Origin of the sequence: Buttiauxella noackiae ATCC 51607 (genome assembly GCF_001654865.1) — a bacterium.
Classification (GTDB): Bacteria; Pseudomonadota; Gammaproteobacteria; order Enterobacterales; family Enterobacteriaceae; genus Buttiauxella; species Buttiauxella noackiae.
In genome coordinates this window covers 18,751-43,951 of sequence record NZ_LXEO01000009.1, presented here as the reverse complement: position 1 = coordinate 43,951, position 25,201 = coordinate 18,751, and the positions used below count along the sequence as shown (strand labels likewise).

General features: G+C 50.0%; 30 protein-coding genes. 6 read left to right on the top strand and 24 right to left on the bottom strand.

What is annotated here, in order from left to right; all coding sequences use genetic code 11:
• Positions 1–200: 200 nt before the first annotated feature.
• Positions 201–1,532, top strand: coding sequence for an arginine/agmatine antiporter (adiC, locus tag M979_RS03720; RefSeq protein WP_064553821.1), 1,332 nt, complete (start codon positions 201–203; stop codon positions 1,530–1,532).
• Between the two features lie 21 nt (positions 1,533–1,553).
• Positions 1,554–3,857 carry an Orn/Lys/Arg family decarboxylase gene (locus tag M979_RS03715; protein ID WP_064553820.1) on the top strand — a complete coding sequence of 768 codons (2,304 nt, stop codon included), beginning with the start codon at positions 1,554–1,556 and terminating at the stop codon, positions 3,855–3,857.
• A 96-nt stretch (positions 3,858–3,953) separates the two neighbouring features.
• On the opposite strand, the gene M979_RS03710 is transcribed toward M979_RS03715, so the two are convergent.
• The 21 genes from M979_RS03710 to csgB all read right to left on the bottom strand — a co-directional run bounded on the left by M979_RS03710 (position 3,954) and on the right by csgB (position 20,021).
• Positions 3,954–4,559 (bottom strand): 4'-phosphopantetheinyl transferase superfamily protein, encoded by a 606-nt coding sequence (locus M979_RS03710; RefSeq protein WP_064553819.1) that lies wholly within the window; start codon positions 4,557–4,559, stop codon positions 3,954–3,956.
• The gene (locus tag M979_RS03705; protein WP_064553818.1) at positions 4,559–5,788 is read right to left on the bottom strand and encodes a beta-ketoacyl-ACP synthase; all 1,230 of its coding nucleotides are present in this window, start codon (positions 5,786–5,788) and stop codon (positions 4,559–4,561) included. Before M979_RS03705 ends, M979_RS03710 begins: the two co-directional genes overlap by 1 nt.
• Entirely contained in the window at positions 5,785–6,516 is a 732-nt protein-coding gene (locus tag M979_RS03700; protein ID WP_064553817.1) for a 3-ketoacyl-ACP reductase FabG2, read from the bottom strand. The genes M979_RS03705 and M979_RS03700 overlap by 4 nt, the downstream gene beginning before the upstream one ends.
• Before the next feature lie 12 nt (positions 6,517–6,528).
• A complete protein-coding gene (locus tag M979_RS03695; RefSeq protein ID WP_064553816.1) occupies positions 6,529–6,987 on the bottom strand; it encodes a hotdog family protein in 459 nt (152 codons plus the stop codon).
• Positions 6,980–8,152: a beta-ketoacyl-[acyl-carrier-protein] synthase family protein gene (locus M979_RS03690; RefSeq protein WP_064553815.1), complete on the bottom strand. Its 1,173-nt coding sequence runs from the start codon at positions 8,150–8,152 to the stop codon at positions 6,980–6,982. The genes M979_RS03695 and M979_RS03690 overlap by 8 nt, the downstream gene beginning before the upstream one ends.
• A 2-nt stretch (positions 8,153–8,154) precedes the next feature.
• Complete coding sequence (locus M979_RS03685; RefSeq protein WP_064553814.1) at positions 8,155–8,730, bottom strand: DUF3261 domain-containing protein; 576 nt, start codon at positions 8,728–8,730, stop codon at positions 8,155–8,157.
• Positions 8,730–11,048: an MMPL family transporter gene (locus tag M979_RS03680; RefSeq protein ID WP_064553813.1), complete on the bottom strand. Its 2,319-nt coding sequence runs from the start codon at positions 11,046–11,048 to the stop codon at positions 8,730–8,732. The genes M979_RS03685 and M979_RS03680 overlap by 1 nt, the downstream gene beginning before the upstream one ends.
• A complete protein-coding gene (locus tag M979_RS03675; RefSeq protein WP_064553812.1) occupies positions 11,020–11,625 on the bottom strand; it encodes an outer membrane lipoprotein carrier protein LolA in 606 nt (201 codons plus the stop codon). Before M979_RS03675 ends, M979_RS03680 begins: the two co-directional genes overlap by 29 nt.
• Entirely contained in the window at positions 11,618–12,043 is a 426-nt protein-coding gene (locus M979_RS03670) for an acyl-CoA thioesterase (RefSeq protein WP_034456239.1), read from the bottom strand. The genes M979_RS03675 and M979_RS03670 overlap by 8 nt, the downstream gene beginning before the upstream one ends.
• Positions 12,037–13,731, bottom strand: coding sequence for a glycosyltransferase family 2 protein (locus M979_RS03665; protein WP_064553811.1), 1,695 nt, complete (start codon positions 13,729–13,731; stop codon positions 12,037–12,039). Before M979_RS03665 ends, M979_RS03670 begins: the two co-directional genes overlap by 7 nt.
• The gene (locus tag M979_RS03660; RefSeq protein ID WP_064553809.1) at positions 13,722–14,072 is read right to left on the bottom strand and encodes a 3-hydroxyacyl-ACP dehydratase FabZ family protein; all 351 of its coding nucleotides are present in this window, start codon (positions 14,070–14,072) and stop codon (positions 13,722–13,724) included. The genes M979_RS03665 and M979_RS03660 overlap by 10 nt, the downstream gene beginning before the upstream one ends.
• Positions 14,059–15,375 (bottom strand): AMP-binding protein, encoded by a 1,317-nt coding sequence (locus tag M979_RS03655; protein WP_064553807.1) that lies wholly within the window; start codon positions 15,373–15,375, stop codon positions 14,059–14,061. The genes M979_RS03660 and M979_RS03655 overlap by 14 nt, the downstream gene beginning before the upstream one ends.
• Positions 15,368–15,937 (bottom strand): COG4648 family protein, encoded by a 570-nt coding sequence (locus M979_RS03650; protein WP_245164642.1) that lies wholly within the window; start codon positions 15,935–15,937, stop codon positions 15,368–15,370. The genes M979_RS03655 and M979_RS03650 overlap by 8 nt, the downstream gene beginning before the upstream one ends.
• A 4-nt stretch (positions 15,938–15,941) precedes the next feature.
• Positions 15,942–16,190 carry an acyl carrier protein gene (locus M979_RS03645; RefSeq protein ID WP_034456245.1) on the bottom strand — a complete coding sequence of 83 codons (249 nt, stop codon included), beginning with the start codon at positions 16,188–16,190 and terminating at the stop codon, positions 15,942–15,944.
• 19 nt (positions 16,191–16,209) lie between these two features.
• Positions 16,210–16,482 carry a phosphopantetheine-binding protein gene (locus M979_RS03640; protein ID WP_064553805.1) on the bottom strand — a complete coding sequence of 91 codons (273 nt, stop codon included), beginning with the start codon at positions 16,480–16,482 and terminating at the stop codon, positions 16,210–16,212.
• 39 nt (positions 16,483–16,521) lie between these two features.
• Positions 16,522–17,292, bottom strand: a complete 771-nt coding sequence (locus M979_RS03635; protein WP_034456247.1) for a lysophospholipid acyltransferase family protein — start codon at positions 17,290–17,292, stop codon at positions 16,522–16,524.
• On the bottom strand, positions 17,292–18,014 hold the full coding sequence (locus M979_RS03630; protein ID WP_064553803.1) for a beta-ketoacyl synthase chain length factor: 723 nt from the start codon (positions 18,012–18,014) through the stop codon (positions 17,292–17,294). Before M979_RS03630 ends, M979_RS03635 begins: the two co-directional genes overlap by 1 nt.
• Positions 18,015–18,230: 216 nt before the next feature.
• Positions 18,231–18,542, bottom strand: a complete 312-nt coding sequence (locus M979_RS03625; RefSeq protein WP_245164640.1) for a hypothetical protein — start codon at positions 18,540–18,542, stop codon at positions 18,231–18,233.
• Positions 18,543–18,669: 127 nt separating this feature from the next.
• Complete coding sequence (gene csgC, locus M979_RS03620) at positions 18,670–18,999, bottom strand: curli assembly chaperone CsgC (protein ID WP_034456250.1); 330 nt, start codon at positions 18,997–18,999, stop codon at positions 18,670–18,672.
• A 72-nt stretch (positions 19,000–19,071) separates the two neighbouring features.
• Positions 19,072–19,518 carry a curli major subunit CsgA gene (gene csgA, locus M979_RS03615; RefSeq protein WP_064553799.1) on the bottom strand — a complete coding sequence of 149 codons (447 nt, stop codon included), beginning with the start codon at positions 19,516–19,518 and terminating at the stop codon, positions 19,072–19,074.
• Between the two features lie 47 nt (positions 19,519–19,565).
• Positions 19,566–20,021: a curli minor subunit CsgB gene (gene csgB, locus M979_RS03610; RefSeq protein WP_034456252.1), complete on the bottom strand. Its 456-nt coding sequence runs from the start codon at positions 20,019–20,021 to the stop codon at positions 19,566–19,568.
• Between the two features lie 792 nt (positions 20,022–20,813).
• Between csgB and csgD the strand changes: the two genes are divergently transcribed.
• Genes csgD through csgG form a run of 4 tightly spaced genes read left to right on the top strand, consistent with a single transcriptional unit; the run spans position 20,814 to position 23,173 of the window.
• Positions 20,814–21,479 carry a biofilm master transcriptional regulator CsgD gene (gene csgD / locus M979_RS03605; RefSeq protein ID WP_064553797.1) on the top strand — a complete coding sequence of 222 codons (666 nt, stop codon included), beginning with the start codon at positions 20,814–20,816 and terminating at the stop codon, positions 21,477–21,479.
• A gap of 4 nt (positions 21,480–21,483) precedes the next feature.
• Entirely contained in the window at positions 21,484–21,873 is a 390-nt protein-coding gene (csgE, locus tag M979_RS03600; protein WP_064553796.1) for a curli production assembly/transport protein CsgE, read from the top strand.
• 9 nt (positions 21,874–21,882) lie between these two features.
• Positions 21,883–22,299, top strand: a complete 417-nt coding sequence (gene csgF, locus M979_RS03595) for a curli production assembly/transport protein CsgF (protein WP_034456254.1) — start codon at positions 21,883–21,885, stop codon at positions 22,297–22,299.
• A gap of 40 nt (positions 22,300–22,339) precedes the next feature.
• Positions 22,340–23,173 (top strand): curli production assembly/transport protein CsgG, encoded by an 834-nt coding sequence (gene csgG, locus M979_RS03590; protein WP_034456255.1) that lies wholly within the window; start codon positions 22,340–22,342, stop codon positions 23,171–23,173.
• 44 nt (positions 23,174–23,217) lie between these two features.
• Here csgG and M979_RS03585 read toward each other — a convergent pair whose 3' ends face one another.
• The 3 genes from M979_RS03585 to M979_RS03575 form a co-directional block, all read right to left on the bottom strand.
• A complete protein-coding gene (locus M979_RS03585) occupies positions 23,218–23,697 on the bottom strand; it encodes a DUF1097 domain-containing protein (RefSeq protein ID WP_064553794.1) in 480 nt (159 codons plus the stop codon).
• A gap of 102 nt (positions 23,698–23,799) precedes the next feature.
• On the bottom strand, positions 23,800–24,354 hold the full coding sequence (locus M979_RS03580; RefSeq protein WP_034456258.1) for a TorD/DmsD family molecular chaperone: 555 nt from the start codon (positions 24,352–24,354) through the stop codon (positions 23,800–23,802).
• 38 nt (positions 24,355–24,392) lie between these two features.
• Positions 24,393–25,130, bottom strand: a complete 738-nt coding sequence (locus tag M979_RS03575) for a phosphatase (RefSeq protein WP_064553792.1) — start codon at positions 25,128–25,130, stop codon at positions 24,393–24,395.
• Between the last annotated feature and the right edge of the window lie 71 nt (positions 25,131–25,201).

Sequence of the window (25,201 nt, the reverse complement as noted above, 5' to 3'; positions counted from 1 at the left end):
AGCAGACGTATATCACTTCGTAAGGATTTCTCAATATCACCTAAGTTCTGATTTTTTCTCATTTACTACAAAAAAGTTCCAATACACCTGAAGCACTTTTTATTTGCAGGCGCACCTGAGCAAGGCGCTTTTGCCGCAAAAATGAGATCTGAAATGTGCACGTAAACATTCCAGTAGCTACTTCATTCAGGAGAGGTTCTATGGCTAGTGAAGCGCAAAAAGTCGGGCTGGTCCCGGTGATGTTAATGGTGGCAGGCAATATCATGGGTTCCGGGGTTTTCCTACTCCCGGCAAACCTTGCAGCAACCGGCGGGATTGCCATTTTTGGTTGGATGGTGACGATTATCGGCGCGTTGTCGTTGTCGATGGTATACGCCAAAATGTCGTCTCTCGATGACAGCCCCGGTGGTTCTTATGCGTACGCGCGGCGGGCCTTTGGCCCGTTCCTCGGTTATCAAACCAACCTGCTTTACTGGCTGGCCTGCTGGATTGGTAACGTCGCCATGGTCGTTATTGGCGTCGGCTATCTGAGTTATTTCTTCCCGATGTTAAACCAGCCCTGGCCACTGACCGTCACCTGTATCGCTATTCTGTGGCTGTTCGTTGGCCTGAATATTATCGGCCCGAAAATGATCACTCGCGTGCAGGCGGTCGCCACTATTCTGGCGCTGATCCCAATAGTCGCCGTCGCGGTTTTAGGCTGGTTCTGGTTTAAAAGTGATACCTACATGGAAGCCTGGAACGTCAGCGGTAAGGGGACGTTTGGCGCGATACAGAGCACGCTGAGCGTGACGCTGTGGTCATTCATCGGCGTTGAAAGTGCGTCAGTCGCCGCAGCGGTAGTAAAAAACCCCAAACGCAACGTGCCCATCGCGACTATCGGCGGGGTTTTGATCGCCGCAGTTTGCTACGTGCTTTCCAGCACCGCGATTATGGGCATGATCCCCAACGCTGATTTGAAAGTTTCCGCTTCGCCATTTGGTGATGCGGCACGCATGGCGATGGGGCCAACGGCGGGGGCAATTGTTTCGTTTTGCGCCGCCGCAGGCTGTTTAGGCAGTCTTGGTGGCTGGACGCTTTTGGCAGGCCAAACGGCGAAAGCCGCCGCCGACGATGGCTTATTCCCGCCGATCTTTGCCAAAGTGAATAAAGACCAGACGCCCGTCTATGGCCTGTTGATAGTGGGCGTACTGATGACCATCTTCCAGCTCGCCAGTATTTCCCCGGATGCGACTTCGCAGTTCGCCGTTGTCTCGTCGGTATCCGTTATCTTTACGCTGGTGCCTTATATCTACACCTGTGCGGCGTTAATGCTGGTCGGCCAGGGGCATATGGGCAACCAACGCCTGCCGTTCCTGTTCATCACGCTGATTGCTTTTGTTTACTGTATCTGGGCCGTCGTCGGGTCCGGCGCTACGGAAGTGATGTGGTCGTTCGTTGCCATCATGGTGATTACCGCGATGTACACCATCAACTATAACCGTCGCCATAAAAACCCCTACCCGCTGGATAAACCCGTGGTTAACGATTAAAACGATTAACAGGAGTTCGTTATGCTTGATTTAGGCACCCATCAAAAACGTAAAATTCTGGTGGTCGACAGCAGCATTCAGGACGTTAACACCGCCAACGGACGCGCAGTAGCCGAGCTTATCGAAGCGCTGGAAGAAAATAACTTTGCGGTGATTTCGGCGGCAACCTTTGAAGACGGCATCGCGACAGTCACGTCCGATGCCTCGCTGTGCTGCATCTTTGTTGACTGGACTTCCGGTGGCAACGACGACGCCTCCCACAGCCAGGCTTTCGCGCTATTGCAAACTATTCGCCGCCGCAACAAGAGCGTGCCGGTGCTACTGATGGCCGAGCACTCTTGCGTGGATACGCTGACGCTCGATTCAATGCGGCTGGTGAATGAGTTCGTCTGGATGCACGAAGATACTGCTGAATTTATTGCTGCTCGAGCGCGTTCGTTAATCCAGCGCTATTACGAGCAACTGCTCCCTCCATTCACCCGGGCTCTGTTTAATTACACATTGGAAAACCCTGAATATTCGTGGGCCGCACCGGGGCATCAGGGTGGCGTGGCCTTTACTAAATCAGCCGTGGGGCGAGAGTTTCTCGATTTCTTTGGCGAGAATTTATTCCGCACAGATACCGGTATTGAACGCGCCGCCATGGGCTCGTTGCTGGACCATAGCGGGCCGATTAAAGCGTCCGAAACTTATGCCGCAGAAGTGTTTGGCGCGCACCGGAGTTACTCGGTTTTAAACGGCACGTCCGGTTCGAACCGCGCCATTATGCAGGCGGTGGTTGGCGAACTGGAAATCGCGCTCTGCGACCGCAACTGCCATAAATCCATCGAGCAAGGGTTAGTGATGACCGGCGCACTGCCGGTCTATTTTGTGCCGACACGCAACCGCTTTGGCATAATCGGGCCTATTCCCAAACGGCAATTTACCCCCGAAAGTATTCGTGCGGCGATTGACGCCAATCCGTTAAAACATGAAGTTGTCAGCGATAAACCGGTGTATGCGGTGGTCACCAATTGCACCTACGACGGCATGTGTTACCACGCGGAAGCGGCGCAAGAATTGCTGGCGCAAAGCGTTGACCAGATTCACTTTGATGAAGCCTGGTATGCTTATGCTCGTTTCAACCCAATGTACAAAGGCCGCTTTGCGATGCGCGGCGATCCGAAGGATTTCGACAGCAACGGGCCGACTGTTTTTGCTACACACTCCACGCACAAACTGCTGGCAGCGCTGTCGCAATCGTCTTACATCCATATCCGTAACGGCAAAAAACCGGTCGAACATTCGCGCTTTAATGAATCTTACATGTTGCAGGCCACCACCTCGCCGCTGTACGCCATTATTGCTTCCAACGAAATTGGTGCGGCGATGATGGATGGCGGCCAGGGTGAGGCGCTGACGCAAGAAGTGATCGTCGAAGCGGTGGATTTCCGCCTCGCACTGGCAAAAGTGCATGCGGCGTTTGCCAAAAAAGGCGAATGGTTCTTCTCGCCGTGGAACGCGCCTACAATCACCGATGCATCCGGTGTGCAAGTGCCGTTTGCCAAAGCTTCTCGTGAACAACTCACTACCGATCCGTCCTGCTGGACATTAAAGCCGGGGGATAAATGGCACGGCTTTGAGCAACTGGAAGATGAGTGGTGTTTACTTGATCCGATTAAAGCGGGGATTCTGGCGCCGGGCATGGGCGATGATGGCAACCTGCTGGAGTCAGGTATTCCTGCCGCGATGGTGACAGCATACCTTGGCGAGCGCGGCATTGTGCCTTCGCGTACTACCGATTTTATGGTGCTGTGCCTGTTCTCTATTGGCGTAACAAAAGGCAAATGGGGCACGCTGATTAACGTGTTGCTGGAGTTTAAAGATGACTACGACAACAACACGCAGCTCAAACGCTGCTTGCCCGATCTTATCAGTGCTGATGCCGCGCGTTATGCGGGAATGGGGCTAAAAGATCTGTGCGATGAGATGTTTAACTACATGAAAACCAGCCAGATGGACAAACTACAGGCGGAGGCGTTCGGTAATATTCCGGTGCCGGTAACACGCCCGCGCATTGCCTTCCAACAACATATGGCAGGCAAAGCAGACCATTTACCTATCGACCAATTACCGAACCGTATTTCTGCAGTCGGCGTAATTCCCTACCCTCCGGGCATTCCAATTGTAATGCCGGGTGAAAGCTTCGGTGCAGCGGACGGTCCATGGCTGAAATACATCCGTAGTATTGCCCAGTGGGGAGAGAAATTCCCCGGTTTTGAGAAAGAGCTGGAAGGTGCCGAACTTATCGATGGGGTTTATCACATCTGGGCATTGAAGGAGTAAAAGAACGGTGGATGTGTAGCGGTGGATGGCGCTTCGCTTATCCACCCTACAACAGCCTTTGGTAGGTCGGGTAAGCGCCAGCGCCACCCGACAAAATCAGACAATGATGAGGGTCGGAGAAAAATCATCCGGAAACGAAACCTCGCCACAACAAGCAATTAGCGTGTTGTGAACACAAAGATGAATCAGATGGCGGCCCGGTGGGCATAGCGTTTCCAGCGGCAAATTCAGCGCAGGGATTTGCCACACCGTGCCGCCCTGCTGTTTCACCACCGCTTCATGAGCAGTCCATAATTTCCAGAAAGCGGGTAGCTGGTTATCTGTGGGTAAATTTTCCAGCCAGCGGTAAAGTTCCGGCGTAAAACTGTGCTGCGCCACGGCCAGATAACGCTTTCTAGAGCGCAACAGTTCTATATCACAACCCACCGCATTGTCGCCCAGTAGCACCGCGACACTCGTCGCACTATTGCTGATATTAAAATGCGGCAGTTCTGGATGCTGAGGTTTACCATTAGGCCCTGTTTCCAGCAGCGGTAGCACTTTTTTTTCTGCCAACATCGCCAGCAGAACTCTTCCCGCAAGCCAGACAGGGCGACGGTTTCCGGCTGGTGCTGCCGCCACTAACTCTGGCGAAAGCCAGCATTTGACCAGCGCGTCATCAGATAAACGCGCCACATCGCCAAACGCCAGCCGGTAATCCATTACTGCCAACGACGCAGAACTAGCGAGGTGTTAATGCCACCAAAGGCGAAGTTATTACTCTGCACAAACTCCGTGTCGATCTTGCGCGCTTCGCCCATGATGTAATCCAGTTCGCCACACGCCTCGTCCGGCCTGGTCAAATTCAGCGTTTCGGCAAACCAGCCTTCACGCATCATTTCGATACTCATCCACGCTTCCAGCGCGCCGCAGGCACCAAGCGTATGGCCGAAGTAACTTTTCAATGAAGAGATAGGCGTATTGGCACCAAAAATTGCCGCGGTCGCGTGACTTTCAGCAATGTCACCGCGATCGGTTGCGGTGCCATGGGCGTTAATATAACCAATGTCCCGAGCCCCAAGCCCTGCCGAACACAGGCCGCGTTCAATGCAGATTTGCATGGTTTCTTTCTGCGGCTGCGTGATATGCGCGGCATCGCAGTTAGTATGGAAACCGACGATTTCCGCGTAGATCGTCGCGCCGCGCGCCAACGCATGATCGAGATCTTCAAGGATCAACGTACCCGCACCTTCACCAATCACCAGTCCGTCGCGCTTCATATCAAACGGCGATGGCGTGGTTTGCGGCTGGTCGTTGCGCTGGCTGGTGGCAAACAGCGTATCAAACACTGCCGCTTCCGACGGGCACAATTCCTCTGCACCACCCGCGACCATTACGGTCTGATAGCCATGACGAATCGCTTCCCATGCATAACCAATCGCCTGACTACCGGAGGTGCAAGCACTGGAGGTGGGAATAACGCGTCCACGTAAGCCAAAAAACAATCCGGTATTGACCGCGGCGGTATGCGGCATCATCTGCACATAGGTCGTACCGGTAATATTGCGGGTATGTTTTTCAGTGAGCATGGTGGCAAACTCGCTCACCGGCCCGGTGCTACCGGTCGAAGATCCGTAGGCAATACCGGTTTCACCACTGGTGAGAATGGGGTCGTCGAGCAACCCCGCCTGAATTAATGCAAGTTCCGTTGCCCTTGTCGCAAGCAGAGAAACGCGCCCCATCGCCCGAATACGCTTTCGCGTGTAGTGCTCCGGCAAAGTAAAATTATCGACCGGCGCACCGAGCATGGTGTTCAGCCCATCGTAAACTTGCCACTCTGGCATATGGCGAACCGCGTTTTTACCAGACTTCAAACCCGCAGCTACATCCTGCCAGTTAGTGCCAAAAGCGGTCACGCCACCCATTCCGGTTACGACTACACGCTTAATCACAACATACCTCCGTTGATGGAGATAACCTGGCGCGTGACATAACCTGCAAGCGGTGACATTAAATAACGCGCAAGTCCTGCCACTTCTTCAGGGCTGCCCATGCGTTGCAATGGAATCATGCGCATCGCCTCACTTAGCGCCGCCTCTTCTATTTCAATCATGCCGGTATCAATCAAGCCCGGTGCGATACAGTTAACGGTGATTTTGCGTTTCGCCAGTTCTATAGCCAGCGCTTTCGTCGCACCAATAATGCCCGCTTTTGCGGCGCTATAGTTCACCTGGCCACGATTGCCCATCAGGCCGGAAACCGAAGAAAGCGTAATAATACGCCCGCCTTTGCGCAGGCCAATCATCGGCATCACGCACGGCTGGATCACGTTGTAAAAGCTGTCGAGATTGGTACGAATCACGCCGTCCCAGTCGTCATCGCTGAGCGCGGGGAATGCGCCGTCACGCGTGATCCCGGCGTTGTTGACCACGCCCCAGTACGCGCCGTGGGTTTCGATGTCCGCTTCAATAACGCTGCGGCACTGGCTACGGTCTGAGCTATCAAACTGCATCACGCGCCCTTTTCCGCCCTGAATCTTAATTTGCTCAAGTGTTTGTTGTCCGCCCGCTTCGTCACGATGGTAGTGCACCACCACCGCAAATCCGTCGGCGGCAAGCCCCAGGGCAATCGCCTTGCCAATCCCCTTGCTGGCGCCGGTTACTAATACCGTCTGTGTCATCTTGCTATCTCATCAAAATAATTGTTTTAATTCATTATTATCAGGCTGATATGTATTAACTCGCCCGCTCGCCAGTACGTTGCCGTCCGCGAGAATTTGTCCTTCGAAACTACCAATTTTGTTATCGCGCATCAGCAGCGTGACATGACATTCCAGTCCCGCACCTTGCGGGAAAACGCCTGCCGGGCAGCGTATACCACGCCCACCCAGCAGCATTCCGACCAGGCTTTCTTCTTCACCGTTTTTTTTCGCATGCCAGCCTGACCACACGCCGACCGTCTGGGCAATCAGTTCGATAGCAAACCAGCCCGGTAAATTGCCTTCGGCATCAAGAAAAGGTGCAAGCACACCGAGGTTGCTCACCGTTACCCGACAATGCGCACTTTCTTGTTCCACCGCCACTACCGATTCGAGCAAGCACATGGGTGCTTCGTGCGGCAAGTAGTGGTGTGGGGCAAGAAAATCAGTCATGTGAAACTCCAAAAATCAGGCAAGCATTATTGCCGCCAAAAGCAAATGAGTTCGAAAGCATTATCGGTTTGAGGAATGGTTGTGGCGCGGTGAGTAGACCACAGGCCGCAAGGCTCATGTCTTGATGCGCGTCAGTGAAATCTTGCGCAGGTAGCAGTAAGTCGCGCTCTAACAGCAAATAACAGAGCACCGCTTCACAAGCACCCGCAGCGCCTAACGTATGCCCGGTAAGGTGTTTAGTGGAACTGGCCGGCACGCTTTCGCCAAAAAGTTGATTCACCACTTTGGCCTCGATTTCGTCATTCAGACGCGTGGCAGTGCCGTGCATATTAATATAGCCAATATCGGTAGCGGCGAGTTTTGCCTCGCGCAGCGCCATCTCTATCGCACGGATTGCGCCCACACCTTCAGGATGCGGAGCCGACATATGCCAGGCATCTGACGACTCACCGACACCCAGTAAACAGACTTTCCCCGGCTCTTTCGTCAGCAATATCAACGCACCTGCTTCACCGATAGTAATACCTTTGCGCTCGGCGCTAAACGGTTTGCAACGCACGTCACTTAATGATTCCAGACTATTGAAACCGTTGATGGGCATCCGGCTAAGGGTATCTGCGCCACCCACAATCGCGGCGTCCACCATGCCCGATTCAATCAGCCGTTTGCCGGTAATTATCGCCCTGGCGCTGGAAGAACAGGCGGTTGAAATCGTCAATGCCGGGCCAAAAAGTTGTAGATAGTCGCTCAGAAAACGTGAAGGATCGCCAAGCTCTTGCTGGCCGTAATAATAAGAAGCTGGCGGAGTCCCTTCATGGTTACCGCTGACCATACGGTCACCTTCATCAAGCCCTGAAGTACTGGTTCCCAATATGACTGCCACGCGTTCGTTTCCATATCGTGCAATGGCGTCATCCACCTGCGGGCGAATTTGCGCCAGCGCTGCCAATAACAAACGGTTATTTCGGCTGTTGTACCGGGCCATTTCTGGCGCTATTTCTGGCAGTTCGTCAATAATACGTCCAACCCAACATTCGCCCTGCTGCAACCAGCCATCGGTATCTGGCCCCATACCTGGTGCCGTATTGGCCTGTAAATTTGCTGCGATTTCGTCAAGGTTGTTACCCAACGCGTTGACCATTCCGGCAGCAGATAGAGTAATCATAATTAGCTGTCCAGATGTTGAATACTGATGACATAACCGAAACGATGGTGGTGCACACTCACCGGCTGACGACTGCCGTTACGCATCAGATAATGGATTGTCTCAATCAACTCCCCCTGGCCATCTCGTAGTTCGCGTCGGGAATCGATATCTTTTAATGTCCAGCCTTTAGGTAACTGCGGCTGCCAGGCGCTTATCGGCCAGTAGCTCAACATAATATCGGCAAGAACCTGACTTGCTGGAGGCAATTCTGGCAACGTCATTGACTGCTCTGTTTTCACGCCCTGGCTGTCATAGGTCAAGCGGAATAAACGAATCCCTAACGGCGACAAGCCAGCCAGCATGATTTTCTGCTGATCGGCATTGAGCAACACCATCAATGATTGAGTTTTACCTTTGACTTGCGCAGTCAGCAATTGCTGTTGGGTAATTGACGGCGAAATTCCAGGTGGGGGCAACGTCACTAAAATGCCGGCTTTTAACCAGGCCTGCGGCCTTGAGCTATCTGGTTTTGTTGTGCTGCACGCACTCAATAGTAAGGAGCCAAGTAACAATGCCAGTGTAGGTAGTATTTTCATTATTCTCTCTTTCCCTGAGTAGGTAGGGCTAAGGGGGCGGTCAGGAATGCACAGAAGATGCCGCAACTGAGCACAATGCCAAAACTTGCGATGGCCTGGGTCTGGCTAAAGACCAACATGCCTAATGTGAAGAGTGTGGTCAGCAATGCCACACTTATTGCCAGAAGCGACGTCAACGGGGTGCCGCGTGGGTTACTAAAGAACAGCGTGTAATTGATACCAATCCCGAGGACTAACACCAGCGCCAGGAGCGAGAACAGGTTTAATGTATGTCCGCTGAAGGCGAGTGCTGCAAGCCCACAACCGAGCGATAACAGTGAAGGTACAACACTTATTAGTCCGCGTTTTACACCCAGTCGCAGTACATAACTGCTGGCAATCGCCACCACTGCCGCAGCCAGTAAAATGGTCAACAAGCTACGGAAATGGCTGAATAATTCGTTAAACATCACTTTTCTATCGACCCAATTTACCCCCGGCAATTTTGCCGCAATGTTGGCAAGTAACTCGCTATTCTGAACACCATTTACCGGCACCAGTGCACCACTTTTACCGTTCGGCAGCGATAACCACAGTAAACGCCAGCCGCTACTGATCACGCTCTTTTGCCAAAGATCCGGGGTCACTGCCATCTGCTGTAAATTGGGGGCTGTCACCGGAACACCGCTTTCAGCGAGGCGTTTTTGCAATATGGGGGCGGCTTCGCGCAGCAGATGCAAATCCGCCTGTTGCTGTTCAAGAGAGGCTAACGGAATCAGGCGATAGCTATCGATAACTTTGTGTTTTTTAGCCTCTGCAAGCTCAGGAGCCAACTTTTCCAACCGTTGCAGCGTTTGCTCGGCAGTGTCGCCATAAACTACGAACCATTTCTGGTCCATCCCCTGCCCGGTCAAAGCGGTAATAGCCTGCTCTTCACGTACCAGATCCTGCGGCAATGCCTGGAAACTGGCGATATCGTCATTGATTTTTAAGGATGCAATTCCCGCGAGGCTAACCACCAGCAAGGCGAGCGGCACCCCAACGCGTACCGCTTTTCTGTTCTGCCATGCGTCAAGCCAGGCAGTGAGCACCCGGCGGCACGGCACCGGTCTGACGGGCAAACCGCGCACCGCGAACGGATACCAGCACACCACCGTCATGCAGGAGGCAATTAAACCACTGGCGGCAAAGACGGCGAGTTGGCGAATGCCGGGGAACGGTGCGAGGATCATAATCAGGTAGGCAATAGCGGTTGTCGCGAGCGCCAGCAGTAAAGCAGGAAGCACTTTTCGTAAGCTTGAGATGGGCGAGTTTTCACTGCCATGCACCATGCGTTCAGTGAGGTAATAGAGCGTGTAATCGGCCGAAACACCAACTATGCTCATGCTCATCACCAGCGTCATCAGGTGCAGTTCACCAAAGAAAAGTAGAGTGATAGCGGTGCCTGCCAGTGCTCCGATAGCAACCGATGTAGCACACAGCAGTAAAGGTCGTACCGAACGAAACACCGCAAGCACCAGTAGCAACACGCCAATCACCGTCGCCAGGCCAAGCGTTGAAACATCATGCTTTGCCTGCTGACTTGCATAATCACTGTAGAAAAGTGTGCCACGCGACATCACTTCAGCCTGCGGGAAGTGCTGTTTCAGGTTTTGCTGCAAGGCTTGCAGTTGCTCAACCGCTTCGCGCCCCTGCTGCATATCAAACGATGAACCTTTCAGTTCACCGTGCAGCAAATACCAGTAACGCCCCTGTTTATCACGTGCCACCAGCCAGCCGTTCATCAATCGCATTTGACTGGCCGTTTGCTGCAGCGCCAGTTGTGACCCACGCACCAGCATCAGCGGATCGTTTGTCAGCTCTTTACCACTAACGCCTGAAAACGCCGAGTAGAGTTGCGACAATACCCACTGTGCCTGAGCTTCACCACCATTTTGCAAACGACTGCGCGTCTGGTTATCAACCAGGCCGTTGCGATGATCGAAGTAGAACTTCCCCCACTCCTGCTGGCCCTTTGCATCCATCGGCCCCTGCACACCCTCCAGGAAAGGCTGCTGTTGCAGTTGCGTTTGCCACCATTGTGCGGCAGATGGATCGGGGTGATTACCGGGGCTGACCATCCACATCATTTGCCTATCGAGACGTTGCAGAAAACCGTTCTCGATTTGTAGTGGGATGTTACCGAGGCTGCTGGCGGGCAGCAGCGACAGCACACTGCTGTCGAGGCGCGCCTTTGGCAACAAAGTTGCGAGCAACACCACCAGCAGAGCGACTATCGCAAACCAGCCCCATGCGAGACGACGATGCATATTAGAAAGCGAAGCGCTGCTGCTCTTCATGAGTCAACTTTGGTGGATTTGGTCGGTGGTCGCTAAAGGTGATTTCGGTAAAATCGCCCTGCAAATCATTCAGCGCAATGCGGTTAAGGTATTTATCGCCTTCCAGTGTAATCGTGCTAAACAGCTTATCGAGTGGCGTGGTAGTCGGCGTTAATACCAGTTGCCATTTGCCATTGCCCTGGTCGGTAAAGGCGCTGGAAAAGTTTTCATCGAGTACTTTACGGTCGGCCTGGAATAGAGCGCGTAGCAAATGATTGAACTGGAACATTTGCGGGTTGCTATCCGCGGTAATGATTTGCGGGGCCTGACTGCCCATTATCTGCACCATATGGCTATCATCAAGCACCAGCGTCATCGGGAATGGGTGCTGTTGCTGCCACCACAAACCTTTGCTTTTAGCGATCAATACTTCACCGCTGGAATGCAACGGTTGCGCCATCCCACTAATCTGGCGGTCTTGCTGGAATTTAGCCCGCACCACCGGCTGTGATGCAAAGCTGCGTTGCACGTCATCGAGGGTAATTGCGTTTGCCATAAAGCTGATACACAGCAAGGCCATCAAAATAATCTTATTCATGACTCAAGCCCATGCGTTCAAAAAGTATCTGAGGAGAGACGAAACAAAGTTCTCCGCTTGTTGCCTCAACGGCAACCTGGATGGTGTAACCCGATGTGGTGCGTTTGCCACTTTGGGCATCCACAATTTCATAGCCGATTTTCAGGCGGTTTTCATACTCAACTACCGTGGCTCGCACCAGAATCTGCTGTTCAAATTTCACCGTATCACGGTATTTAACTCGCGTGTCGACCACTGGCCAGACATAACCAGACTCACTCATGGCACGATAGCCATAATCAAATTGGTTGAGCAATGCTTCGCGCGCCACCTCAAAGTAGCGGAAATAGTTGCCGTGCCACACAACCCCCATCGCATCGACATCATGGAACGGGACTTTGATGCTGACCTCCACAGTAAAACGTGGGTCATTTAACATCCGGACTCCTTTTCTGGTGGTAATTGCCAGAAATCATAAAAATTAAACCAATCGAGCGGCGAACGCAGTGCATAACACTCCAGACGGCGCGCGTAATTATCAATATGTTCTTGTAATGCTTGCTGCCTGGTTGCACGCGGCAACACCAATGGATCGGCAAAATTCTCAGCGTGGATGCGCAATTTTCCCTGTTCTCGCAAAACCATCATCAGAATGACCGGGCATCGTAATGCGGCGGCAAGAATAAACGGCCCTTGCGGGAAAGGAGCCCGGTTGCCCATAAACGGGCTCCAGCATACGCGCCGCTCGCCGCCACGTTGCGTATTAACGGCAACCCGATCACCGACGATCGCTACCCACTCTCCGGCATCGAGTTTTTCTTGCAAAAGCATGGCAGTTTCCGGGCCAATATGGCTAACCGGCAGCAGATTCACACCGGCCTGTGGAGCAATTTCTTCAATAATCTGACGAAAGCGCTGGGCATGGTCGGTAAAGACAAGCGCATTAATCACAAGCCCTGCCTCAACCTGAGCCAGCGCGCGGCTCGCTTCGATATCACCCAGATGTGCGGCGAGGATTAATTTTCCTTGCCCGGCCTGCGGTTGTAAAACTTCACGGCTGCCGGGGGCAAATTCAATATCCCTACCCCAGAGAATATCGCCGCGCCAGGCCGCAATTTTATTCAGCATTGCATCGCCAAAGCGTAAGAAATGGCGATAGCTGTTTAACCCCGCAGGCAGCGTTACGCCCAGACATTGCGCCTGTTGGCGAACCTGAGCTAACCACTGCTGTGATGCCTTACGCTGTGTACCACCCGTAAGCCACATCCAGGCCACCACCGGATAAAGCAACGCGTTAAATGCACGACGCCCTAAGCGCTGGTAGATATTGAGCATTAAGCGCATTCCCGCCAGCCCTTTGCGCTCCGGCACCTGCGCCCAGTGCGCGCTTTGGCGACGGCGAATAAGCAATGCTGGAATGCGTGGCAGCATGCCGAAGAACAGCCGCGTGTGCATCCAGGATATGCGCAGGTTGTCGCGCAATGCATCAAAGTGCGACACGCCATCGACCGGGTAAATCACGCGCGTGCGCAAAAACCGGCTGTCGGTTCCCGCCCAATATAAACGCACCATAATTTCGGTATCGAAATCCATCCCTTTACCTGGGGAATGTTTGGCAATAACCGCAAGTGTCGCCACCAGCGGATAAACGCGGAACCCACACATGCTGTCTTTTAACGACAGTGACAGAGTTTCAATCCACACCCAAACATGCGTGACATAGCGCCCGTAAAGACGCGATTTTGGAACTGAATCATCGTAATCCGGCATTCCAGAAATGAGGCAACCAGGATGCGTGCGCGCTTCATCTAAAAAACGTGGCACATCTTCAATACAGTGCTGCCCGTCAGCATCAAGTTGAATAGCATGGGTAAACCCTGCCTGTGACGCCGCTTTAAGGCCGGTAATAACTGCCTCCCCTTTTCCCCGATTGCTTTCCAAAGAGATGAGGGTGACTCCGGTTAATTGTGCCAGCTCCTGCTTTGTTACAGCATCGCTACCGTCATCAACAATAATGACCGGCAGAGCAAAAGGTTGCAGACGTTTCAGCACGCCCGCCATTGTCGCGCCGTGGTTATAACATGGGATCACCACACAAGGGCGAAAAGCGGTGGCCGTTATGGACATAGCTTAATTTTCCCGCTGCTGGCAGCAACCCTACCCTCTTCGTTTACCAGGGTATAAGTGAAACTCAGTACATTGCGCGTGGCATCCCATTGCAGATTCAGCTCAAGTTCATTTCCCGGCACAATCGGGCGTTGGAATTTAACGCTATCAATCGAACAAAAGCGCATTCCCGGTGCAAGTATGGCTCCGTAAACCATAACCCAATCGAGCTGCGCCACGCCGGGTAATAATGGTTGAGTGGGAAAATGGCCAGCAAACCAGCCTACCGTCGCTGGAACAGCTAAACGTAGGCACAGTTTTCCTGCTTCGGGTTGCGAGCGCTGTAACTCAACGGGTTTCATTAAATAACTCCTGTAATTGCACCCATGAACGCTTGCCCTGGCTATTGTGCGGAATAAGCTCGACGACACGCCAGTAACGCGGGATGGCTATTGGCTCAAGCCAGGCGCGGAGTGCTTCACGCCAGAGTTGTTTGTTAGCCGTTTGTTCACAAGCAACCACCACCGCACCCAGCGCAATTCGGTTACCGCGCGTAATGGGAACGACTGCTGCATCCTCAATACCGGGTAGCGCCAGTAATCGGCGTTCAATTTCACTTAGCGAAATACGCTTTTCTTCGATTTTTACGATGCGATCGCGGCGACCTAATAAACGAAAACTCCCCTGCGGGCTAAATTCGAGAATATCGTCCAACTGCACGCAACGGCGATGAATCAATGCTGACTCAACCTGCCAGCCATCACCCTGCGGGGTAAAACGCACTTCCGGGAAAGGCTGCCATTCGGGCGAGATTTGCGAATGTTGCCGCCACGCCAGCACACCGGTTTCGGTGGTGCCATAAATTTCTGATACCGGTGTTTTAAGCCATGCCCGGGCATTTTGTGCGGTATCGTCATCGAGTTTCCCGGCGGCGGAAATCACGCGTTTAAAAGTTGGAGCCGCGAGGTTCGCATCGAGGCGCTTTAAAAATGCCGGGCTGCTGATAAACAATAAAGGATGGGTCGAATGCGCCAACAGTTGCTCAGGGAAGTGAATCATTGCAGCATCACTGGCAAGACCAAGCGCCATTGGCAGCATCACACGGAAGGTAAAACCATAGAGATGCTGGTGCGATACCGAGCCCAACACGCGGCAATCGCGTATCTGTTCGCCCCACAATGCCGTAAGCCAGGCAATCTCTTCATCCAGCGCTTGTAGCGTTTTGAAGATTTGCGCCGGTTCACCGGTAGAACCTGAGGTAAATAGCACCACGCCAGCATCGGCAGAAACCGGTTCGAAGGATTGAACTGCCGTATACGCCAGGGTTTGCGGGTTAATCACCGGGCAACTGAGGTTGAGCGGCGCATCGCTAATGACTCCGCAAAAATGCATTTGCTGCTCTTGAAGCTGGGCTTCCCGGCAATGCCCGGGGATCACAGGGGTTTTACCCGCATGCAGTGTCGCCAAAAGCGCGGCAATAAAGGCATAGCTGTTATCAAGACAAAGCGCCCAGCGATCGCCCGGCTGTGTTTTTAGCCAGCCATAAATACGCTGAACATCATTGATTAAATCGGCCTGCGTCCAAAGCTGCGGCCCTTCAAATGCCACAACATGTTGCGGATTGCGGCCGCTTAGCCATAGCTTTAGAGGTAAAGGATTATTCATAGCGACGTTTCACCCGCTGCCTCACCAACCATTCACCGGTAAATAACGCGCCCATTAACAGGTAACTCACCATCCCATTCCACAACGTCCACCAGTGGATGTTACCCGCAAGACAGGTCAATAGCGCCATGCTGCCATTGAGGATAAAGAAAATGCACCACACTTGCGTTACTCGGCGGGTATATCGCACGCCCGCAGGTGGCAGATCCCCTTCACGCCAGCGAGCCAGTCGTTCAATCAAAGACTGCTTACTCCAAAGCGAAGCGCCAAATAGTGCCAGCATCACCATATTGACCACCACCGGATACCACAGCAAAAGCTGCGCTTCACGCATCCAGATACTGGCAAGTGATAACACCGCCCCCGCAATAGCCAGCCCTTTGAACGCGCGGCTCAAAGCACCCGTTTTGCCACGCAATGCGCACAAGCGCAGCACAAAGCACAACGCCAGAACAGGCAGCAAAATGTGTAATTTTGGATATGAAAGGGCTAACCAGACGGCAAAGGGCCAACCGATTACGGCTAGCCCTCCGACAATACTCAGCGCACGTTTTGCCAGCACGCTTTTAAGACCCGCTTTGCAGACGCTCAACCGCGTCTACGACATCCTGTACGGTACGAACCGTTTTAAAATCTTCCGGTTTGATTTTTTTACCGGTGCGTTTTTGCAGATGCACAACCATATCTACCGCATCGATACTATCGAGATCCAAATCTTCGTAAAGACGAGATTGCGGGGTGATTTGCTCAGGAGAGAGTTCAAATAACTTAACCAGTAACCCGGTGACTTCCTGATAAATATCTTCTTTATTCATAGCGTACTCGTGGTTTCAATCAGGCGCTGTGCGCAGGGTTTTGACTGTTAATAAATGCGGCCAGATTCGCGACCGAGTAAAAATGTTCACGCATCGTTTCGTTTTCTGCCGATAGCACCACACCATAACGCTTTTTAACCGCCAGACCCAATTCCAGAGCATCAATGGAATCAAGGCCAAGGCCGTCGTTACCAAATAAGGCAGCCTCACTTTCAATCTCATCGACACTTATCTCTTCGAGATTCAGTGTGTCGATAATGAGTTGTTTAATATCGGTCTCTAAGGATTCCATATAATTATCCGAGTCTTATAGCCCATTGGTACAGGGCTTTTAACGAACATCAGGAACAAGCTCCTGACATAAATATTGGCTAAGGCGGCGCGCCGCAATCGTAGGAGCATCGTCTTGATTTGCCATAAAGCTTTGGCTTGCGATCCGCTGTTTAACACTCACGGTGATCATCGGTTTGCGCTGAGGAATCTGGTACCAACGGCTGTATTTGTCCAGATAACGCTGGTCACAGTGGATATGCACCAGACGCAGCTCGCACCCACAACGCACAGCTATATTCGCAGCACCTCGCTGGATAACCAGCGGTTCGCCCGGGCGTGTACGCGTCCCTTCCGGGAAAATCAATATCGCCTCCCCTGCCGCAATGCGTTTCTGGCTTTCAGGGAGTAATGTTTCGCCCTGACTGTTAACCAGATAGTCCGCGGCTTTAATCACCCCGCGAAAACAGGGATTGTTCACAAGGCTTGCTTTAACCAGGCAACCAATATGGGGTGCCCGTGAAGCGATAAACACGTAATCCAGTAGCGTCGGATGGTTGGCGACAATCAAACATCCCCGATCCCCTGCCAACTCTTCGCAATTTTCAAACCGATAATCAAAGACGCCAAGGAGGCGCCCGATGCGTAAAAATAGCCGGAAGCTGGCGGCAATGCTACGACGGGCAATCTCACGGCGCTTGCCACTATCGCGAACAAACAGTAACAGCAAGTTAAACCACACCAGAGATAACGCCAGGCCACCGCTACCAAATAGAATGAACAACCAACCGGTCATCAGCACGCGCCAGCACCATTCAAAGCGTCCCCACATTAATGACGACTCCAACACCAGCAGAGGCGTTCACCAATAAGGGTAAATGTTGGCTCGCCACTGAGCCAGCCGTGCAAAAATGCCAGCCCCTGCGGCAAACCACGTGCACCAGGAGTTTGGTTCGGTGTTGTTTCACACTGAATCTGCGAGCCAGCCTCAAGCAACACAGCCACTGCAAATGGCAGGCTGACCGCCTCATCAGGAAGATGAGAGTGGTAAAACTCAGGTATCAACCCATCGAAATCTACCAGCATCACGCGTTGATACCCGGAATGATGCAGCGCTGCCACTTCGATTAATGCCTGCGAAAAGCTGTCAAATCCTGCGGAAACAGAGGACGAAACCAATGCTTGTTGGGCCGCAATCGTGGTATTGCCTACCGCAGAATTGTGGACCGACATTGCAAAATCTGTTGGTGAAAGACTTTCCCGGCCTGCTAATGCAGTTAAAATCCGAAAATTTCGTTCCAGCTCACCATGGCGGCTGGCAAAAACCAGAGCATCAACATTTTGTCGCGACAAAATAGCCAGGGCACAATCAACAGCAAGGCGGCTACCTGATGCCAGACGGCGTGCGGTCATCATAGGCAAATGGCGGCTTTTAGTAAGTGGGGAGGAAACATCAATAATAGCTGCGGTTTTTCCCCATGCCTGCCAGGCGTCATGTTCAGATAAACCTGGAGCACTGGCCTGCCAGTCGACAATGTTAAACGCTAACTTCATGCTCTGTACCATCACTCATCTGCAACATCCCGTCAGATATATATCTTCGGATTTATGCCGACTATAAAATAAGTCTTAAATTTACGGGGTTTTTCTCAAGCCGCTTATATTTTGTGCGTAAGAAACTCATCAACGGCGGGGAATAGTATCAAAATGACTGGGAAATAAATATTCATACATCGATTCCAACGGCCTGCTAATCACAGGCCGCTGATTTTAACGGTATGTGACTTCCAGAACGGCCAGTTGGTGTTGCGCGTCAATGTAGCGCATTTTGGTAGAAAACGGAGCATCGCCACTCGCCGTGTAATTATTCAGCTTATTGAGTGCAATCGTCTGAACAACTGGCTTCCCGTTTTGGGTACAGGAGAATTTAACCGATTGTTCCTGATGCGATAAAAGACAACCATCTTCAACTATTGCCCCCTGAAAATGAATCACACCACCACTGGCATGAGCATTAAGTAAAGGGAAGGCAAGAACTAAAATAGGCAAAAGCATTGAACGTCTCAAGCTTACTGTTTTCACGCTACGGACTCCTCAACTGAAGTGGTATGAGGGTTATCGGCACAAAACGGGGAACGCTACAGTTAAAACCTGGTATATAGAAGAAATAAAATCCACATCTTCGCAGCATTAATTAAACATATTGCTGTTAAACGCTACCCGGAGATGCCCACTGTTTTTCAAGATGAATATCTTTTCCGTCCGTCACGGTAACCATAATCGTCACACGATCGCCCGGAGAAAGCTCAAGGCTCATTCGCGATAATTTGGTAGGTTCATTACCTTTGATAAAAACACGTTGGCTCTGGCTGCTGTTACTTTGGCCTGCGGTCCCGGAACTTTGGGCGGTAAGTTTGACCATGCATTGGCAATCCTGGGTTAAGGTTGCCACTGGCTCAATAATGTAGGTATTGCCCTGCTGCCGGGTGTCAAAAGTAAGCTGATTACCGAGAGCCGCAAGTAATAATAAGGTATGCATTTTTCTTCCTCCCGATTAAAAAAGAAAAACAGGGCAACAATGGCCCTGTTTTTATATAGTGCATAACTTCAATTAATGCTGTTGAAGATTTGCCTGGTTGCCATAACCAGCTTGCGTCAATTCAACTGAAGAGGCAGCGGCTGTTTGGTTAACAACTGCGCCGTTTCTGACACCATATTGGCTAACATCAATGGTAGAGCCTTTAGCTTCCCATTGATCGATGGTTGCATTGTTGCCATAACCTTTTTGCAGCAGGTCAATAGATGCGTTATCCGCACCCTGGCCTACATCTGCACCATTCGAAGAACCTAATTGTTTAATGTCAACGGTAGATTTACGAGCATCAGCCTGTAGTGCAGTTACGTTGTTATTTGCACCGTGTTGATACACTTTCATTGTTGATTCTGGGTCGCTATTGTTGCCATTACCATTTCCAGGCCAGCCAAATTGAAGATCTGAAGCCATTGCACTACTTGAAACCACCACTGCTGCGATTGCTGCGATTTTGAAAAAGTTCATGGTGAAACCCCCATTGTATTGAGAATGTTAGTCCAAATAGTCATGTATTAACGTTGAATAACGCGTACCGCCATTTGAGACTGTTTCTGTACAACAATTGCTGATTTTTGCGTGCCCTGTTGAATAATGCTGGCCTTATTAGCAGCGCCTTGCTGGATAATAATTGCGGCATTACCCGACGATTGTTGCTGAATATCTGCATCATTGCCGTAGCCTGATTGCGAAACATAAGCAACGTTATAACTCCCTGATTGATCGACGTTCGCACGGTTACCAGATCCTGCCTGATTAACAACCGCCAACTGCCGGGTTCCATTTTGATCAACACTGGCATTATTATGATTGCCATATTGACCGACTATTGCTGCCTGATTAAATGAAGCTTTGCTTAATTCATTTGTAGCAAAGTTATATTCCGATTTTGCGAGGTCAGGACTATTCGCAAATACGTAACCAGGCGTACCCAGCAATGCAAACATCAGAAATAACGATCTGTTTTTCATGTTGTCACCCTGGACCTGGGTGCAGCCGTTGAAATAATCATCTCAATTTAAGCTGCTGGTTATTTTGTTAACGCTTGCAATGAGAAGTTACTGCTGCGTTACGGAAATGAGTATGTCCGTCGACACATTTAAAATATCTCACCCGCATGTTGTATTTTTATATTTCACCTCATTACAAAGTATGAGTGGAATAAAAAAAACCAAATACAACAATGGGTTCAAAATGGATCATTTTAATTAGTGTAATTTTTTTAATTCCATCAGATTAATCATGGCTGGACTTGCCGTTTGGTTGGGACCAGATGACTGGCAATCAGCAATTTTTAGTACGACTCTGTCACGAAGATGAGTTTTCTTAAGAAATCTGATAACGGTAGATGTAACGCTAACTATTTACATATGTTAAGTTAAAAAACATATAAATTAAAAATACAATAAATATTTAAAATCAACAATTTACATGAATTTGTATGATTTTTAAAATTATGCAAATTATAATATTTGTACAACTTTAGTGCTAAATCTAAATAGTAAAAACCCATCACTGCAACATTTAAATATCTACAGTTACATTCTGTAACAGCTTTAACACTTGCTTTAAGATTAGTAACCGCTAGATTGAAATCAGCAGTAACATTTTGTTTAACACATAAAGTCAGGTCGTAACTTAGCGATATTTGACAGTGTTATATTAATTTCAAACACAGCAGTGCAGCACCTATCAGTACTTCTGGTGAATTAACTTTCTGTTAATTCAGCTGATTGATGCGCAAACTCGGATGGAGTTTCATCATGTTTAATGAAGTCCGTACAATGAATAGCCAGGCGTTAAGTGCTCAAAGTTTATTATTGATCACAAAACCCTCGCTACAAGCTACTGCGTTATTACAGCATTTAAAGTCCTCCCTCTCTATAAATGGGAAACTTCATAATATTCAACGATCTCTTGAGGATGTCGCTGGAAATGTTGTGGTGCTTTTCGATATGGTCGAGGCCGATAAAAAGCTGATTAACTATTGGCAAGATAATTTAAGTCGTAAACATAACAGCATTAAGTTGTTGTTATTAAACACTCCTGAAGAGTATCAATTCCGTGACATAGAAAACTGGCCACATATTAACGGTGTGTTTTATATGTCTGAGGAAGAACCGCGTGTGGTGGAAGGTATCCGTGGTGTAATGGATGGAGAATGCTACTTCTCACAAAAATTAGCCAGCTATCTTATTAATCACTCAGGTAATTATCGTTTCAATAATGTCGAGTCGTCCCTTCTGACTCACCGTGAAAAGGAAATACTTAATAAATTGCGTATTGGCGCCTCGAATATCGAAATCGCTCAGTCGTTATTTATAAGTGAAAACACGGTAAAAACGCATCTCTATAATTTGTTCAAAAAAATATCCGTAAAAAACCGCACTCAGGCGGTTTCCTGGGCAAATGATAACCTCAGGCGATAAAGCGATGAAATTACATACTGCTTTAATGCTGGCGTCCGTCTTAGTCTGCGCCTCCGGGGGGGTACGCGCTGTTGAGGTGGAAGTCCCCGGTTTATTAACGGATCACACCGTTTCCTCTGTTGGGCACGAGTTCTATCGTGCCTTTAGTGACAGGTGGGAAAGCAGTTTTACCGGAAATTTAACGATAAATGAGCGACCCAGTGCCCGTTGGGGAAGCTGGATAACCATTACGGTCGATCAGGATGTCATTTTTCAGGCTTTTTTATTCCCCTCAAAACGTGACTTTGACCGTAATGTCAATTTCGCATTGGCTCAAACCGAACAAGCGATTAATCGCCGGCAAATTGACAAGACATTGTTGAGCACCGGTGATTTAACCAGCGATGAATTTTAGGAGGCTGTCATGCGTGCCACTCATGCAGTTCTATCTTTGCTGCTTATTTCTCCCCTTTCATGGGGGGGAAATATGACGTTCCAGTTCACTAACCCAAACTTTGGTGGGAACCCCAATAACGGGTCTTTTTTACTTAACTCTGCTCAAGCGCAAAACTCGTATAAAGACCCGAGTTTTGACGATAACTTTGGTATAGAAACGCCATCTGCACTGGATAACTTCACTCAGGCAATCCAGTCGCAAATTCTCGGTGGTTTGTTAACCAATATTAATACCGGTAAACCAGGGCGAATGGTAACCAATGATTATATTGTCGATATTGCTAACTCTGACGGGCAGCTGCAATTAAATGTGACTGACCGTAAAACAGGGAAAACTTCGACTATTCAGGTTTCTGGCTTACAGAGTTCATCTACTGATTTCTAGTGGATCTTAAATAATCAAAAAGTATTTAAGGATAAACATCATGCAGCGTTTATTTCTTATCGTAGCGGTGTGTTTATTGAGTGGCTGTTTAACCGCGCCACCTAAAGAAGCTGCGAAACCTACACTCATGCCTCGGGCACAAAGTTATCGTGATTTAACCCATTTACCGGAATCGAAAGGTAAGTTGTTTGTCTCGGTTTATAATATTCAGGATGAAACAGGGCAATTTAAACCTTACCCTGCAAGTAACTTCTCAACCGCAGTGCCACAGAGCGCAACCTCTATGTTGGTTACTGCTTTAAAAGATTCACGCTGGTTTGTTCCATTGGAACGTCAGGGCCTGCAAAACCTGTTAAACGAACGTAAGATCATTCGTGCAGCGCAGGAAAATGGCACCGTTGCAGAGAACAACCGTAGACCACTAGATTCTCTAATAGCGGCAAACGTGATGGTTGAAGGTTCAATTATCGGTTATGAAAGCAACGTGAAATCGGGCGGTGTTGGCGCACGCTACTTTGGTATCGGTGGCGAGACGCAATATCAGCTTGATCAAATAGCAGTGAACTTACGTGTAGTAAATGTGAGTACCGGTGAAGTATTGTCATCGGTCAATACCAGCAAAACAATTTTGTCTTATGAAGTGCAGGCCGGGGTATTCCGTTTCGTGGATTATCAACGATTACTGGAAGGTGAAATCGGCTACACCACCAATGAACCTGTCATGATGTGTCTGATGTCAGCAATAGAAACAGGGGTTATTTATCTAGTTAATGATGGTATTAATCGCGGCTTGTGGGATTTACAAAATCCGAAAGATATTAACAATCCGATACTGGCTAAATACAGAGAGATGTCCGTCCCTCCTGAATCTTGATAATCAACAGATAATAAAAAACCAGCCTCGGCTGGTTTTTTTATTTATTTGGCAATCATTTGAGTTTCAGACTTCGTTTTCCGTGCTGCCAGCCACAGTCCACTATTTTTCATCGCAAAACCAAATACAAGGCCTAGCAATAAAGAAGGCACTACAATCCGCCATTCACCCTGGTTTGCAAAGGTCGCGCAAGCACCAATAAATGTGCCCGGTACAAACGAGAGCAGCATATGCCTGGCCTGAATACACATAAGGAATGCCACAACCCCCGTAACCATGTAGCCCAAAATCTCCAGGTGGGGTGCTATCGCACTACCGTGAATGATGACCTGAGCCCATAATACGCCGCTGCAGAGTGTGCATGCAGAAATGAAAAGACCTTTGATACCACTTTGTGGACACGCAAAATATGCGGTGCAACCAAGAAAGCCTGCCCAACTAATTAAGCCAAGACTCACCGCAACCCAACCCCAGAGGCCAGAGAGAATACCGGTGGTCAATGCAAGAGAGATAAGTATGTTCATAGCGGCACATCATAGCAGAGCCTTATCGTTCGACCACGATCTGCCGCACATTTTTTGTAAACCAAAAATCAAAGTTGCAGTTTATTTGTGATTTAAATCACATTACTCGTCGTCAGATTCTTCCAGTTCATCGCGCATTGCCTGAATAGCTTCGCGGCTTATTAACGCCAGTGTGCGGTAGAACGGTGTTGTAGAATGCGCTTCGACTTTACCAAGGAAGGTGCCAGCCCATGGCATCAGATAGTCGTCAAACAAGCGAACTTGCGCCTCAAACTCATCTTCCTGTGACTGATCTTCAAGCCAGGAAGCAGCCAGCAACAAAGTGCCAAAATGATCGGCAGGGGTTTCGGCAAGCGGCATACCACGCTGTTTTAGAAACTCACGCACATCGCCCTCATTACTGCCTGCTTCCCATACTGAACGATAAGGCGGCACGCTACACTCTTCACCAACAAATAGCGCATTGTAATCAGCAGCCAGTTGTTGAGGATCGCAGCTGTGTTGCAGACGAGTCAGCAACTCATCTTGTTCCAGCGGCCAGTGCTCTGCCAGCTTGCCTTCACGGATCATCGTCAACAAGGGAACCAGAAGCGGATCCTGAGGCTGACGATAATAAAGTGATCCTAAAATACGGCAAATAATTGAAAACTCATTCATGCTAACGATCCATTTAGTAGAGATTTAACAAATAGAAATTAAAGTGTGGCGAACTCTTCGATTGGCGTCATACCGCGAGCTTCGAGGAAACCAAGCATACGGGCGACTGAAATATTCAGAATACGATCTTCCGGGAACTCAACTTCGTCAAGAATTTTGCGGCACTCATCAAAATCCCCGAGAGTAAAAGCGGTGTGGGAATCTGAACCCAACGATAACCAGCCACCGGCGTCACGCACTGCGGCAGCAATCGCTCGGCAGTTCGGGCCGCTGCCCTTACGTGAATGAGTAAATGAGGAGTTATTAAGCTCCAGCGCGACATTATATTTTGCTGCCGCTTGCGCTATAGCGGGGATATCGACCGGGAATTTGGGGTTGCCTGGGTGGCTAATAATGTGGACATTGCCACTCGCCATTGCGGCAATCATCGCTTCGGTATGAGTAGCACTATCCTGAGGCGGGAAAACAGGTTCGTGGAAACCGGCAATAATCAGATCCAGCGAGTCCAACATCGGCCCGGTGCAGTCAATTTCACCCGCAGTATTTTTTATATTGGATTCGATACCACGCAAAATACCGACACCATCGACCATTCGTGGCCAGATGCGCATATTCACAAAGTGCCAGTAATGAGGCGCGTCAGCCATGTCCGGGCCGTGATCGGTGATGGCAAACAACTTGATACCTTTGCTTTTAGCAATCGCAATGTAGTCATGAAGGGTGCTATAGGCGTGGGTGCTGGCGACGGTGTGCATATGCAGGTCAACGGGATACATGGCTCTCTCCTTTTATGTCTTTCTCGCAAGGATAGCAGTTATCACCGTGGTTTTTTAGCCCGGCTCAAGCC